We start from the raw sequence: 12,670 nt of genomic DNA, 5'->3' as shown, positions 1-12,670 counted from the left end.
TGAGCGGCAATCCCCGTCAGTGCTCCTCATCGACATCTCCCGGGTGAAAGGCCGGCGCGAGGGCTTCGGTCAGCCGCCGGGCGAAGGTCTCCTGCTGGTCCGCCAGGTCCGGGCGGTCCTTCGCGAACTCGGCCCAGTCGGCGGCGAGGGCGATGTGCGGCAGCTGGATGAACCGGGTGTCCGGGGTGACCGCGCGGAGCAGTTCCGGCGCCGGCGTGCAGTGCTCGGCGAGCAGGACGGCGTCGTAGAGGTCCTTGCCCTCGGGGAAGCGGTCGTCGGTGAGCCACAGCAGTTTCCACGCCAGCGACAGTTCCGGGCCGGCCGCGAGCACGGCGGCGGCCGGGCCGGGGCGGCCGAGGCGAGGGATCTCGGTCCAGCGCGGCGGTTCGGGCAGGTGCTCGTTGAACACGAAGTCCAATTGCACGGTGCCCGAGGGGATCCGGGCATCGGTGGCGGTCCAGGGCACGACCAGGCGGCGACCGGGGACCCGGTCGTAGGTCCAGATGTCGGCATCGACGGCCTCGCCGACGCGGAGACGGATCGACTCGGAGGCTTCGGCGGACGCGGCCGCTCGGGCGGCGATATCGGCGAGCATGCTGTCGGTGAGGTCGCTGTGGAACTCCCACTCGGTGGGCAGCACAATGAAATCCACGTCGCCGGGCTCGCGGGCCAGGTCGCCGAACCAGGCGCCGAGCAGGACGCTGCCGCGCAATACCAGGTGGTCGGTCCAGGGGGAATCGGCGATGGCCTCCAGCACGGTGTCGAGGGCGTCGCGGCGGGCGGCAAACCAGGCCGCGGCCAGGTCCGCATCGTCGAAGTGCGGTTCGCTCAAACGCATTCCCATGCGATGCGCCGCCATGGCGGGATCGAAGACCGGCCGCTGCAGGACGCCGTCACCCGCGACCGGCAGTAGCGTGCCGGGCAGGTCGCGCAGTTCCCGGTCCGCTCCGGACGGCGGCTGGGCCGGGACGACGGCGGTGGGCTCCCACGGGCCGGGGCCCAGTGCGGTCCACGGGTTGGTTGTCATGGCCGATTCCCTCCCTCGGTGATCCAGCCGGCGTCGATCGACTCGTCGGTGTCGAGGACGACGAATTCACGTTCGGCGGACAGTACTTCGTAGTCGTTCGCCTGTAGCGCGGTCAGCAGGGCGGTGTGCCGGGCGGTCGCGGTGCTGTTGCCGACCAGCCGGCAGCGTTGGGTGACGAACCGCTCGGTGCGGCCGTCGGGGCGGGTGCGGCGGGCATTGGCGGAGAGGTGTGCGGTGTGGGCGATGGCGAGCCGGGCGAGTGCGTGCGCCTCGGTGCCGGGCGTGAGCAGCAGTTTGATGTGGTGCTCGAAGTAGTAGGCGGCACCCAGTGCGACGGCCGCGTCGTCGGTGGTGGGCACGCCCGCCGCCCAGGGTGTCGCCTCGATCTTGGTGCGGATCACCTCGAATCCCGCCGCGTCGAGGCGCGCGGTGAGTGCCGCAACCGAATCCGCAACCGCGGGAAGCGGTCCCGCGGCGCGGACGGTGAGTATCGGCTGATCGATGACGCGGCCGCGTTCCAGCACGATGTGCACGAACTTCAATTCGTGTGCGGCGGCGTACCGTTCGAGGCGTCCGGCATCGGTCGCGCGCACGGTGAGGTGGGCTTCGAAGTCGCCGTCGAAGATCGGGGGAGCGGTCGCGGTCACCGCGCCATCCTCGCAAACCCATCGCCGTGCCGTCGCAGGGTTTTCGGCGGGGGATCAGTGCGCGTAGATCCCGGGGCGCTGCTGATGCCAGGGGAGTCGGCGCTCCAGGTCGGCGGCGATCGCGAGCAGGGTGGCCTCCCTGCCGTAGCCGGCCACGAACTGCACGCCGACCGGAAGGTTCGAGGCCGATCGGCCCAGCGGCAGCGAAATCGCCGGGTTGCCCGTCGCATTGAACAGCGCGGTGTACGAGCCGAATTCGAAGATCTTGCGATACCACTCGGGTGCGGTCAGCGCTGGATCGTCGGCGTCCAGGTGGCCCAGCGGCAGCGCCGGGCGCGCGGTGGTGGGGGTGAGGTACAGGTCGTAGTCGGTGAGCAGCCGGGCCACCGCGCGGCGTGCCGTATTGAAGGTCGACTCGACCGCGTACAGATCGGCCGCGGTGCGGGTGGCGCCGTAGGCGACACAGGCGCGGGTGGTGGCCTCGAGGTGATCGGCGCCCGGCGTGACGCCCAGCGCGGACGCGGCGGTGGTGACGGCGTCGGCGAGGAAACTGCACCAGGCGTCGAGGTTGGCGCGATGGAACGCCTCGTAATCGATAGCGGGATCGGCCAGTTCGACCCGATGCCCCATGGCAGCCAGCTCGCGCGCGACGTCCGCGACCGCCCGCGCACAGTCCGGATCGGCCTGCGACAGGTCGGCGGTCACGGCGATGCGCAACACGGGCGCGGGCCGTGTGATGACCGTGCGGAAGTCGGACGGCTCGGCGGGGAACAGGTACTTGTCCCCGGGTTCGCTGCCGTGCACGGCGTCGAGCAGGCCCGCGCAGTCCCGCACCGTCCGGGTGACCGCGAACTCCACGCCCATGCCCAGCAGCGGATCGGCGTAATCGGGTGCGGCGGAGACCCGTCCACGACTCGGCTTCAGCCCGACCAGACCGCACACCGCCGCCGGGATGCGAATCGATCCGCCGCCGTCATTGGCGTGCGCGACCGGCAGCGCCCCGGCAGCCACCAATGCGGCTGCGCCACCGCTGGATCCGCCCGCGCTGCGCGCCGGATCCCACGGATTGCGGGTGGGCGCACCGTAGGCGCGGGCCTCGGTGGTGGCGTTGAAACCGAGCTCGGGGGAGGTGGTCACCGCCATGGTCGCCAGGCCCGCCCGCCGGAATCGGGTCATGAGCGCGGTGTCGTGGGGGTGCGCGACACCGTCGCCGAACAACCGGCTGCCATTGCGCTGCGGCACGCCCGCCGCGTGGATGATCAGATCCTTGATCGCGAACGGCACGCCCGCGAACGGACCGGACGGGTCGTAGTCCAGCGGCCGGTCGAACACCTCGCCCACGACCGCCCCGAGCTCGGGATCGACCTGGGCGATCGCGGCCGTCGCCGCGGCCTGGACCTCGGCGGCCCCGGCCTGCCCCTGCCGCATGAGGGTGGCGAGACCCGTCGCGTCGTGTGCCGCGTAGTCGGCGATATCCATCGGAAACCTCCCGGTGCTGTGTGCTGGTGCGCCAGAACGTAGGTCGCCGCGCCGGGCGCGGCGTCCGCCGATCGACGGACGCGGTTCAGCGGTCCGGGTGCTGTCTGCACACCCATCCCGCGACTCCGGGAATCGTGACCCGCGTCATACTGGCCGGATGATTGCCGCATCTGATGAGGGTCTGGACCCGGCCGTCGCCCTGCGGGTCCGGTCGTCGATCGAGGCGGCGGCACCGGACCGGCCGGGTCTGGGCCGGGTGCTTTTCGAGCTGTCGCGGGTCGTCGCCTTCGAGCACGCGGCGCTGTCGCGGTTCGATCCGGTCGCCGGAGCGCACCGCACCGCGGCCAGCGTCGGCTATCCGCCGGGTGCGCTCGAGGTCATCGATACCTGCCTGCACGCGCACCCGATGTTCGCCCGGCTTCGCGACGAGCGGGTACCCCTCGAACTGGGTGCGGTTCCGGCCGCGGCCCGCTCCGGCCCGGTGTTCGAGCGGGTTATCGTGCCGCTCGGCTACCGGCAGGGCCTCACCCAGCCGCTGTTCGGCGTGGACGGCCGCTACCTGGGCATGCTGAACATGAGTGGCACTGCGGGCGTGCCGTTCTCGCGGTCGTCGATGACCGCGCTCGCGCTGCTCGCCGACGTGGTCGGTGCGGCGCTCGATCCGTGCCGCAGCCCCGAGACCTGGGTCGATCCCGGGGAATCGGCCGTGCTCGTCGGCCCCGGGAACGCGGTGCACGCGGTGACGGAGTTCGCCGAGCCGGGATTGTTCGCGGCCGGCACCGCGGGATTCCAGCTCGCGCGGTCGGTGGCCGAATCCGGCTGTCCGCGTGACCATCTGCTGATCGTCGGCGGGGAGGTCCACCGGACCCGGATGCGCCCGGCCCGGTCCGGCGGCACCCGGGTCGACTACCGGCGGATCGATCCGCCGCACGCGCTCACCCTGCGCGAACTCGAGGTGCTCGCACTGCTCCCGGCGGGCGGATCCAATGCCCGGATCGCCGCGGACCTGGGCGTCGAACCCTCCACCATCGCCACCCATATCGAACGCATCCTGCGGAAACTGAACGCGCCCAACCGAACCGTCGCCGCCACCACCGCGGTGCGCTGGGGCCTCGAGGTCGATGTCGCCGGCTGATCGGCCCGGAACATGAAGGGGCTGTGGGCTTCCGGGAAGCTCGTGACTGTGGGACCCCAGTCCGCACGGTGGTGAACCCGTGGTCGTGTCATGACTGCCGACACCGCAGCCGATAGTTTGCTGTTCGCGGTGGCGTGCGGGCCTGCCGCGTCGATGGTGCCCCTGGTTCGCCGAGTGGTAAGCATCCTGTGCGGCAGGGGATCTCGTCATTGTCCCGACGGCGGGGCCAGGGTGCCGATCCAACGCCGACGTCATGTGTGCTGGACGCTTGCTGTTACTCTTCACTGCGGCGGCTTCGGGTGTATTCGGGACGCCGTGTGATGGGAGCGACGGTCGCGTCGAGATGGTGAGGACGGGATGGCTGTCGTATTCGACACCGGGTCGCTCGCGCGGCACGAGCGGGCGGACGCCATGGCCACCGCGACCGCCGAGGAAGTGGCCGGCGCGGATGTGCGGTTCACCGATCCGCGCGCGGTCCACGGCCGGTTCGAGGAGTGGATCTTCGGGCCGGTGCGCCTGCTCCGGGCCGAATTGTCCGGCCTCGAGGTGGTCAGGACGTCCGGGCACATCCGGGCCAGTCCGGCGGGCATCCTGTCGATCGCCCGGCAATCCGACGGTGTTCGCGTGCACGAGCATTTCGGCGTGCAGGAGGTGCTCACGTCCGGATTGTGCGGTGCTCTCGATACCGACACCCCGTTCGTGTCGGTGACCCGGGGACCCTCGATCAGCGTGAGCCTGCGCATCTCCCTCGACGAGCTGGGGCTGCCGGGAGGATCGGTGCGGGCCGCCGCCCTCGGGCTGCGGCACAGTCCACTGCACCCGATGGTCTCCGCCTTCATCGCCGATCTCGTCGGCCGCGCGGATGAGATCGAATCCGATTCCGGTGCCACGGATATCGGGGGAATGTGCGCGGATCTGATCCGGGCACTGGTGTTTTCGGCCGCCGGTGGACTCGCCGCGGACGGCTGCGGCGCCGCCCTGCCCGGTCCGCTGCTGCTGGGCCAGATCGAGAGCTACCTGCGTTCCCACCTGGGGTGTCTGGATCTCACGGCGGCGGAAGTCGCTGCGGTACACAATATTTCGGAGCGGCAGCTGTACCGGCTGTGGGCCGATGCGGGCCGTTCGATGCGGCAGTGGGTGATCGCCGAGCGGCTCGAGCTGGCACGTCGGATCCTGTCCGACCCGCAGCACGCCGGCCGCACCATCGGCTGGGTGGCGCGAACGGCCGGTTTCCGCGACGCGAGCCACTTCACCCGCCGATTCCGTGCCGTCTACGGGGTCGGCCCGCGGGAGTGGCGTGTGGTCACGGGGGCGACTGCCCGCGGCGCAGGCGCGGAGTGAGAGCGGCGGTAGTCATCCGGCCGTCGTGGCGTATCGCCAGTCGCGCGGAGTCATGCCGTAGGCCGCGCGGAAGCGGCGGGTGAAATGGGTCGCGTCGCGGAATCCGACGGTGTGGGCAATGGCGCTGATGGTGCGGCTGCCGTGGGCGGGATCCACCAGCAGGGCGCGGGCCGCTGACAGCCGTTCGCCGATGATCCACTGCTCCAGCCGGATTCCCGCCGCCGCGCACAGCCGGTACAGATAGCGAGAGGAGATGTTGTGCGCGGCGGCGATCTGCTCGACCCGCAGGTCCGGATCGGCCAGATGCTCGCGCACATAGGTCTGGACCGCGCGGACCACGGCCTGGTGCGGGATGGCCGCGGCGCTGTCGCCCGTGTGCCCGGACGCCGAAAGCAGCAGGGCCCGTATCATTTCCACGCAGCACTGGCCGATCATGACCGCGGCGGGATCCCGTTCGAGCGCGTCGGCGCCCTCGATGAGTTCGGTGATCTGCCCGGCGATCATGTCGTGCAGTGGACTGTGGCGCAGGCGGCCGGCGGCCGCGGCGACGGTCTCGCCGGAGAGCCCGATCCGATTCCGGGGGACGGCGATACACCACGATTCGCCGATGCCGTCCCAGCCGGCTTCGAACGGCGCCGTGAAGTCCCAGACCGCGCATTCGCCGGGTGCGGTGGAAGTGTGCCGTCCGCGCTGATACTGATGCCGCACCGATTGTCGCTGCAACATCACCGCGACCGCCGAGGACGGCGTTCGATGGACCTGGGCGGTGGTGCGGCGCACCCGAACCGAGGAGATCCGCACGCGATGCAGGGTGGCCACCCCCAGCCGCCACCGCTCGTGGCGGGCGACGATCCGCTCCGGTGGATCCAGCATCTCCGCATCGACCTGCAGAGCAACCGATTTCGCCAGTTCGGTGACCACGGTGGGCCGGTGCTCGATCGGGTACGACTCCACGTCCAGGAGGACGGCCATCTCAACTCCCCTCGGAACTCGCCCGACCTCGAGCTCCACATCCGTGCCGAACAAAACGACTGGCCTGATTTTATGGAGGCCCGGGCAAACTTCGTGCATCGGTGACGGCCCATTACTAGGAACGGAATGCCGGAAAATCCGCCGACCGGATCCGCCGATCGAACCCGACCTGCTCGTTCGCCTCCCGGAGCTGGTGGCACCGGACCAGGCGCTGGCAGTCGTAGGCGACAACTGTGCGCCCACAGCACAATTGCGGGTTCGGATGTCGCACCGGTCGCCCGCACCGCTGACCCCCGGACCGCGGGCAGTGCACACCTGCCGATCCGGAGTCACTGCGAGCCGATCCGATTACCCACACCGGGCGCGGACGGAACCCACAGGTCGCTGTCAGCCGATTGGCTGGCACGCACAGCACCCTGTCGGCCCCGCCCGGGGATCTAGCGTGAGAAGCGGCCGGGGTCTCACAGTAGCTGGCAAGGAAGAGGGTTGGGCGTGGCGAACAAGCAAGGGTCAGTGGGGATCTCGATTGCGGACGGCCTCTCGATCGGTGGTGGCCACGGGCAGGTGTGCGTGCGGGGACAGCTGGAGCTGAAGGCGCCGATGGATGCTGCGGTGGCCGTGGAGCCGCCGAGTTTCGGGGAGGTGCTGCGTCGGCTTCGCGACGAACGGCGGGTGTCGCGCGAACGGCTGGCGATGGCGGCCGGGGTCAGTGCCAGCTACATCACCCATCTGGAACTCGGGCGGCGGGGCCGGCCGACGCAACCGGTGGTCGAGGCGCTGTTCGGGTGTCTCAACCGGGTCCGTCCGGTGCCGCACCGATCGCGGCGATATCTGTTCGATCTGGCCGGATTGCCGGACCGCGCCGCTCCGGAACCCGCCGCGTTGCGGGCCGCCGTCACACCGGCCATGCTGCGTCGCCTCGAACGGCTCGACCCGGATCCGGCCGGCTATGTCGATTCGCGGTGGAATGTGCTGGCCCTGAACCGGTCCGCGCGCCGCGCCTTTCCCGGGCTCACCGAGGAAGGCTGCTGGCTGACCTGGCTCCTCGAGGATCCCCGGTCCGCCGCGGCCGTCAGCGACCGGGACGCGGCGGCGCGTGCCTCGATTGCGGTGCTGCGGGCGCGAATCGCGACCCACGATGCTCAGGAATGGTCCATCCCGTATCTGCGTGAGCTGGGCCGGAATCCGGAGTTCCGGCGACTGTGGTCGGAATCCGGGGACTCCCACGATGCCGGTGAGCGCGTCGTTCGTTTGCGTGGTCCGCGCGGCGGCACCGGGGTCCCGCTCGACCTGCAGCTCTACGACGTGGAGAGCGCCCGATACCCGGGATGGATCCGGATGCTGTGGGGCATGGCCGGATAAGACGAAGGTGGTGGGTTCCGTTGAACGATCACCGTCGACGGAACCCACCACCGGCAGGGGATCGGGGCCACCGCAGCCCTCGGGGCCTCGCTCGATCCTGACGCCGAATCCAGTATAGGTCAGGCTTACCTAACTGGACAAGTAGTGGTGCCGACCCGGCGGTTCGGATCAAGATCCCGCGTGCGAACGTGGAGCCATGAGCGACGACTTCTCCTCGATCAAATCCCTGGCCGATATCACCCCGGAGCTGATGAACAAGCTCAGCGAGGGCACCTTCACCGACCTGCTGGGGCTGAAGTTCACCGCGCTGAGCGGTGACGGAGCGGCCGCGGAGTGGGTGGTGACGCCGCAGCAGTATCAGCCGGCGGGGATCGTCAACGGCGGTGTGTACTGCACGGTCATCGAGACCCTCGCCAGCGTGGCGGCCGGAGCCTGGCTGGGCGATCGCGGGACCGTGGTGGGCGTCAACAACAACACCGACTTCCTGCGCGCGGTGCGGGAGGGCAAGCTGAACGGTGTCGCGAGCCCGATCCACCGCGGGCGTTCTCAGCAGCTGTGGCAGGTGGTGATCACCGACGAGCAGGATCGGACGGTGGCGCGCGGTCAGGTCCGGCTGCAGAACCTCAACCCCCAGAACTGAAGGCGCGGAACCGGAATCGCCGCGTCGGAACGAGGCGTCCGCGGGTCGTGGATCACCGAAACATGCTGGTAACGCGGGTCGTGCCAGAATGACCGACGATCCGTCCCCGCGATTCGACGAGGAGTCCGAATGCGACTGTCGCCGCACGAGCAGGAGCGCCTGCTGCTGAGTTACGCGGCCGAGCTGGCCCGGCGGCGACAGGCCCGTGGACTGCGGCTCAATCATCCCGAGGCGATCGCGATCATCACCGACCATGTGCTGGAGGGCGCCCGCGACGGGCGCACCGTCGCCGAGCTGATGGCCTCGGGCCGCACCGTGCTCACCCGCGCCGACGTCATGGACGGGGTACCGGAGATGATCCACGACGTGCAGGTGGAGGCCACCTTCCCGGACGGTACCAAGCTCGTCACCGTCCACCACCCGATCGGATGACGGCCATGATTCCTGGCGAATACCTCTGTGCCGAAGGCACGATCGAGCTCAATGCGGGCGCGGAGCGCATCGAACTGGACGTGGTCAATACCGGTGACCGGCCGGTTCAGGTCGGCTCGCACGTGCACTTCCCGCAGGCCAATGCCGCGCTGGAATTCGACCGCGCGGCTGCCCACGGCCGCCGCCTCGACATTCCCGCCGGCACCGCGGTGCGCTTCGAACCCGGTCTGGGGCAGCGGGTTTCGCTGGTCCCGCTGGGCGGCGCCCGCGAGGTGCACGGAATCAGCCTCACCCCACCCGGAAAGCTGGATGCCTGATGGCCGAACTGTCCCGCGCCCGTTACGCCGAACTGTTCGGGCCCACCGTCGGCGACCGAATCCGCCTGGCGGACACCGATCTGCTCATCGAGATCACCGAGGACCGCAGCGGCGGACCGGGTCTCGCCGGTGACGAGGCCGTCTTCGGTGGCGGCAAGGTGCTGCGCGAATCCATGGGCCAGGCCCGTGCCACCCGCGCCGAGGGCACCCCGGATACCGTCATCACCGGCGTGGTGATCGTCGACTATTGGGGAATCATCAAGGCCGACATCGGTATCCGTGACGGCCGCATCGTCGCCATCGGCAAGGCGGGCAACCCCGACACCATGAGCGGGGTGCATCCGGATCTGGTGGTCGGGCCCTCGACGGAGATCATCGCCGGCAACGGCCGCATCGTCACCGCGGGCGCCATCGACTGCCATGTGCACTTCATCTGCCCGCAGATCCTCGACGAGGCCATGGCCGGCGGCATCACCACCCTCGTCGGCGGCGGCACCGGACCGGCCGAGGGCTCCAAGGCCACCACCGTCACCCCCGGCGCCTGGCATCTGGCCCGCATGCTGGAGTCCACCGACTCCTGGCCGGTGAACATCCTGCTGCTGGGCAAGGGCAATACCGTGCGCGAGGACGCGCTGTGGGAGCAATTGCGCGGCGGTGCCGGCGGTTTCAAACTGCACGAGGACTGGGGCACCACCCCGGCCGCCATCGACCACTGCCTCACCGTGGCCGACGCCTCCGGCGTGCAGGTGGCGTTGCACTCGGACACCTTGAACGAGGCCGGATTCGTGGAGGACACCCTCGCCGCCATCCGGGGCCGGGCCATCCACTCGTATCACACCGAGGGCGCGGGCGGCGGGCACGCGCCCGACATCATCACCGTCGCTTCGCATCTCAATGTGCTGCCCAGCTCCACCAACCCGACGCGGCCACACACCATCAACACCCTCGACGAGCACCTGGACATGCTCATGGTGTGCCATCACCTGAGCCCGTCCATTCCGGAGGATCTGGCCTTCGCGGAGAGCCGGATCCGGCCCTCCACCATCGCGGCCGAGGATCTGCTGCACGATCTGGGCGCGATCTCCATGATCGGCAGCGACGCGCAGGCCATGGGCCGCATCGGCGAGGTGGTCATGCGCACCTGGCAGACCGCGCACGTCATGAAGCGCCGTCGCGGCGCGCTGCCCGGCGACGGCGCGGCCGACAACAACCGGGTGCGGCGCTACATCGCGAAATACACCATCTGCCCGGCGGTTACGCACGGCCTCGACGCCGAGATCGGCTCCATCGAGGTGGGCAAACTGGCCGACCTGGTGCTGTGGGAGCCTGCCTTCTTCGGGGTCCGCCCGCACGCGGTCATCAAGGGCGGCACCATCGCCTGGGCCGCGATGGGCGACGCCAATGCGTCCATTCCGACTCCGCAACCGGTGCTGCCGCGCCCGATGTTCGGGGCCGCACCGAGCGTGGCGGCGGGCACCTCGCTGCACTTCGTGTCCGAGCAGGCCATCGAGGACGGCCTCGCGAACCGGCTGCGGGTGAACCGGAAACTGGTGCCGGTGGCCAATGTTCGCAGCCGCACCAAGGCCGACCTCCCCAACAACGACGCCATGCCCCGCATCGAGGTGGAGCCGGATACCTTCACGGTCCGGATCGACGGGGAAGTATGGGCCGAACAGCCCGCCACCGAACTGCCCATGGCACAGCGGTACTTCCTGTTCTGAACGGACCCGGTGCCGGGTGCGCTGAGAGCGCGCCCGGCACCGAGCCCGGCCCACGAGTGCGAAATCTCTCAGCGTGAGCGCAATGCTGGGAGTGCGCCGGAGGCGGTGGCAGACTTCGGGTATGACGACTGCCGATTGGGCCGAAGTTGATCGCTATCTCGTCGAAACCCTGGTGGGAGACGAGGATTCGGAAACCTTGCGGGCGAACGCGGCGGCGGGACTGCCGGCCATCGACGTCTCGCCGCCGCAGGGCAAATTCCTGTATCTGATCGCGAAATCCGTGCGGGCACGGCGGGTACTCGAGGTCGGCACGCTGGGTGGATACAGCACCACCTGGCTCGCGCGGGCGGTCGGGAAGGCCGGTCGGGTGGTGACCCTCGAATACGAGCCGAAGCACGCCGAGGTGGCGCGCCACAATCTGGATCGCGCTGGTGTGGGGGAGCGGGTCGACGTCCGGGTCGGTGCGGCGCTGGACTCGCTGCCGGTGCTGGCCGAGGAGCAGCCGGAACCGTTCGATCTGGTCTTCATCGATGCCGACAAGGTCAACAACGCCGACTACGTGCGGTGGGCTTTGCGGCTGACCAGGCCCGGGTCGGTGATCATCGTCGACAATGTGGTGCGCAATGGCGGCATCGCCGACGCGGCGTCGGCGGATGCGGCGGTGCGGGCCAGCCGGGAGGTCATCGAATTGATCGCCGCCGAGCCGCGACTGGACGGGACCGTATTGCAGACCGTTGGCGGAAAGGGCTGGGACGGTTTCGCTTACGCGGTCGTGCTCGACGAGGACGACTGAGTTATAGGTCACTTGACGGAGGGTGAACTGGGCATGCGCTGGTCATGACGGTGGGTGTGCTCGCGGTCGTCATCTATCGCGGCGAGCACCCGCCCGCCGCCGATCCCGGCCGGAACCAGCGGGCCGGCGTCTGCACCACCGTGTCGGCCGGCCCGGTGATCCCGGTCGTGCACGTGTCGTAATGCCCTGCAGGGCAACCACTGTCGTCTGCCCTGCGGGGCGATCACGGTCGCGGACCGGGCGCTTCGTCCGGGTTCGCGGCCAATTCCTCCCAGTAATCCACGTACGCCTGCTCGTGCATGATGCCCAGCCGCAGCACGCGGGCGCGTGAGGTCGCGCGCTCGCTGTCGTCCGGATCGATCTCGCCGTAGAGCCTCCGATACAGCTCCAGCCAGCCGCGATGCTCGGCGGCCTGATTGCGGGCCAGTGCCACCACGTCACCGGGCTCGCCGAGATCGGCGAAGAACAGTTTCAGCTGCGCGGGATCGCGGGTCTCCGGCGGCGGCGAGGTCGGGTCGCCCAGCCAGCGGGTCAGTTCGGCGCGGCCGGCGTCGGTGAGATGGAAGACGCGGCGGCGTCGTCCGCTCTCCTCGGCCTCTTCGCGCAGCAGACCCTGCTCGGCCAGGCGCGGCGGGACGCGATAGAGCTGGGCGTGCGGGATGGGCCAGAACTTGTCGACGCTCTCCTCGAGGCGGACCTTCAGGTCGTAGGGCGTCAGCGGGCCGTGCCGGGCGATGAGGCCCAGCACGATGTGGTCCTGCGGGCCGAGGTCGGTCATTAGGCAACTCCTCTCGATTGACACGG

14 protein-coding genes are annotated in these 12,670 nt (G+C 69.8%); 9 read left to right on the top strand and 5 right to left on the bottom strand.

Annotated features, from left to right (window positions below):
- Positions 1-16 precede the first annotated feature (16 nt).
- The 3 genes from ACIRRA_RS22475 to ACIRRA_RS22465 are packed head-to-tail and all read right to left on the bottom strand — an operon-like array spanning position 17 to position 3,153.
- A complete protein-coding gene (locus tag ACIRRA_RS22475; protein WP_402771186.1) occupies positions 17-1,027 on the bottom strand; it encodes a nucleotidyl transferase AbiEii/AbiGii toxin family protein in 1,011 nt (336 codons plus the stop codon).
- A complete protein-coding gene (locus ACIRRA_RS22470) occupies positions 1,024-1,674 on the bottom strand; it encodes a hypothetical protein (RefSeq protein ID WP_402771183.1) in 651 nt (216 codons plus the stop codon). Before ACIRRA_RS22470 ends, ACIRRA_RS22475 begins: the two co-directional genes overlap by 4 nt.
- 54 nt (positions 1,675-1,728) lie before the next feature.
- Complete coding sequence (locus ACIRRA_RS22465; protein ID WP_402771180.1) at positions 1,729-3,153, bottom strand: amidase; 1,425 nt, start codon at positions 3,151-3,153, stop codon at positions 1,729-1,731.
- Between the two features lie 157 nt (positions 3,154-3,310).
- On the opposite strand from ACIRRA_RS22465, the gene ACIRRA_RS22460 reads away from it, so the two are divergent.
- The gene (locus ACIRRA_RS22460; RefSeq protein WP_402771178.1) at positions 3,311-4,288 is read left to right on the top strand and encodes a LuxR C-terminal-related transcriptional regulator; all 978 of its coding nucleotides are present in this window, start codon (positions 3,311-3,313) and stop codon (positions 4,286-4,288) included.
- Between the two features lie 357 nt (positions 4,289-4,645).
- On the top strand, positions 4,646-5,629 hold the full coding sequence (locus tag ACIRRA_RS22455) for an AraC family transcriptional regulator (protein ID WP_402771176.1): 984 nt from the start codon (positions 4,646-4,648) through the stop codon (positions 5,627-5,629).
- A 12-nt stretch (positions 5,630-5,641) separates the two neighbouring features.
- Here the strand turns inward: ACIRRA_RS22455 and ACIRRA_RS22450 are convergent, their stop codons facing one another.
- Positions 5,642-6,601 carry a helix-turn-helix domain-containing protein gene (locus ACIRRA_RS22450; RefSeq protein WP_402771173.1) on the bottom strand — a complete coding sequence of 320 codons (960 nt, stop codon included), beginning with the start codon at positions 6,599-6,601 and terminating at the stop codon, positions 5,642-5,644.
- A gap of 492 nt (positions 6,602-7,093) precedes the next feature.
- Between ACIRRA_RS22450 and ACIRRA_RS22445 the strand changes: the two genes are divergently transcribed.
- From ACIRRA_RS22445 to ACIRRA_RS22415, 7 genes are all read left to right on the top strand, one after another.
- Positions 7,094-7,963, top strand: a complete 870-nt coding sequence (locus ACIRRA_RS22445; RefSeq protein WP_402771170.1) for a helix-turn-helix transcriptional regulator — start codon at positions 7,094-7,096, stop codon at positions 7,961-7,963.
- A 196-nt stretch (positions 7,964-8,159) separates the two neighbouring features.
- A complete protein-coding gene (locus ACIRRA_RS22440; protein ID WP_402771167.1) occupies positions 8,160-8,603 on the top strand; it encodes a PaaI family thioesterase in 444 nt (147 codons plus the stop codon).
- Between the two features lie 129 nt (positions 8,604-8,732).
- A complete protein-coding gene (locus ACIRRA_RS22435) occupies positions 8,733-9,035 on the top strand; it encodes an urease subunit gamma (protein WP_356996447.1) in 303 nt (100 codons plus the stop codon).
- Positions 9,036-9,040: 5 nt separating this feature from the next.
- Positions 9,041-9,352, top strand: a complete 312-nt coding sequence (locus tag ACIRRA_RS22430) for an urease subunit beta (protein ID WP_402771164.1) — start codon at positions 9,041-9,043, stop codon at positions 9,350-9,352.
- Entirely contained in the window at positions 9,352-11,073 is a 1,722-nt protein-coding gene (locus ACIRRA_RS22425) for an urease subunit alpha (protein WP_356996449.1), read from the top strand. The genes ACIRRA_RS22430 and ACIRRA_RS22425 overlap by 1 nt, the downstream gene beginning before the upstream one ends.
- A 121-nt stretch (positions 11,074-11,194) precedes the next feature.
- A complete protein-coding gene (locus ACIRRA_RS22420) occupies positions 11,195-11,866 on the top strand; it encodes an O-methyltransferase (protein ID WP_402771161.1) in 672 nt (223 codons plus the stop codon).
- Between the two features lie 44 nt (positions 11,867-11,910).
- A complete protein-coding gene (locus ACIRRA_RS22415) occupies positions 11,911-12,048 on the top strand; it encodes a hypothetical protein (RefSeq protein WP_402771158.1) in 138 nt (45 codons plus the stop codon).
- Between the two features lie 41 nt (positions 12,049-12,089).
- On the opposite strand, the gene ACIRRA_RS22410 is transcribed toward ACIRRA_RS22415, so the two are convergent.
- Positions 12,090-12,644, bottom strand: coding sequence for a PadR family transcriptional regulator (locus ACIRRA_RS22410; RefSeq protein WP_402771155.1), 555 nt, complete (start codon positions 12,642-12,644; stop codon positions 12,090-12,092).
- Positions 12,645-12,670: the final 26 nt, after the last annotated feature.

It is taken from the genome of Nocardia sp. NPDC101769 (assembly GCF_044766925.1).
Classification (GTDB): domain Bacteria; phylum Actinomycetota; class Actinomycetes; order Mycobacteriales; family Mycobacteriaceae; genus Nocardia.
Note: the sequence above shows the minus strand (reverse complement) of the source record. Positions and strands in the feature narration are given on the sequence as shown.

What these genes read in the sequence shown, in the direction of transcription:
- ACIRRA_RS22475 (WP_402771186.1), bottom strand. Translation starts at nt 1,027, where the DNA reads ATGACAACCAACCCGTGGACCGCACTGGGCCCCGGCCCGTGGGAGCCC.
- ACIRRA_RS22465 (WP_402771180.1), bottom strand. Translation starts at nt 3,153, where the DNA reads ATGGATATCGCCGACTACGCGGCACACGACGCGACGGGTCTCGCCACC.
- ACIRRA_RS22460 (WP_402771178.1), top strand. Translation starts at nt 3,311, where the DNA reads ATGATTGCCGCATCTGATGAGGGTCTGGACCCGGCCGTCGCCCTGCGG.
- ACIRRA_RS22455 (WP_402771176.1), top strand. Translation starts at nt 4,646, where the DNA reads ATGGCTGTCGTATTCGACACCGGGTCGCTCGCGCGGCACGAGCGGGCG.
- ACIRRA_RS22450 (WP_402771173.1), bottom strand. Translation starts at nt 6,601, where the DNA reads ATGGCCGTCCTCCTGGACGTGGAGTCGTACCCGATCGAGCACCGGCCC.
- ACIRRA_RS22440 (WP_402771167.1), top strand. Translation starts at nt 8,160, where the DNA reads ATGAGCGACGACTTCTCCTCGATCAAATCCCTGGCCGATATCACCCCG.
- ACIRRA_RS22435 (WP_356996447.1), top strand. Translation starts at nt 8,733, where the DNA reads ATGCGACTGTCGCCGCACGAGCAGGAGCGCCTGCTGCTGAGTTACGCG.
- ACIRRA_RS22430 (WP_402771164.1), top strand. Translation starts at nt 9,041, where the DNA reads ATGATTCCTGGCGAATACCTCTGTGCCGAAGGCACGATCGAGCTCAAT.
- ACIRRA_RS22425 (WP_356996449.1), top strand. Translation starts at nt 9,352, where the DNA reads ATGGCCGAACTGTCCCGCGCCCGTTACGCCGAACTGTTCGGGCCCACC.
- ACIRRA_RS22420 (WP_402771161.1), top strand. Translation starts at nt 11,195, where the DNA reads ATGACGACTGCCGATTGGGCCGAAGTTGATCGCTATCTCGTCGAAACC.
- ACIRRA_RS22415 (WP_402771158.1), top strand. Translation starts at nt 11,911, where the DNA reads ATGACGGTGGGTGTGCTCGCGGTCGTCATCTATCGCGGCGAGCACCCG.
- ACIRRA_RS22410 (WP_402771155.1), bottom strand. Translation starts at nt 12,644, where the DNA reads ATGACCGACCTCGGCCCGCAGGACCACATCGTGCTGGGCCTCATCGCC.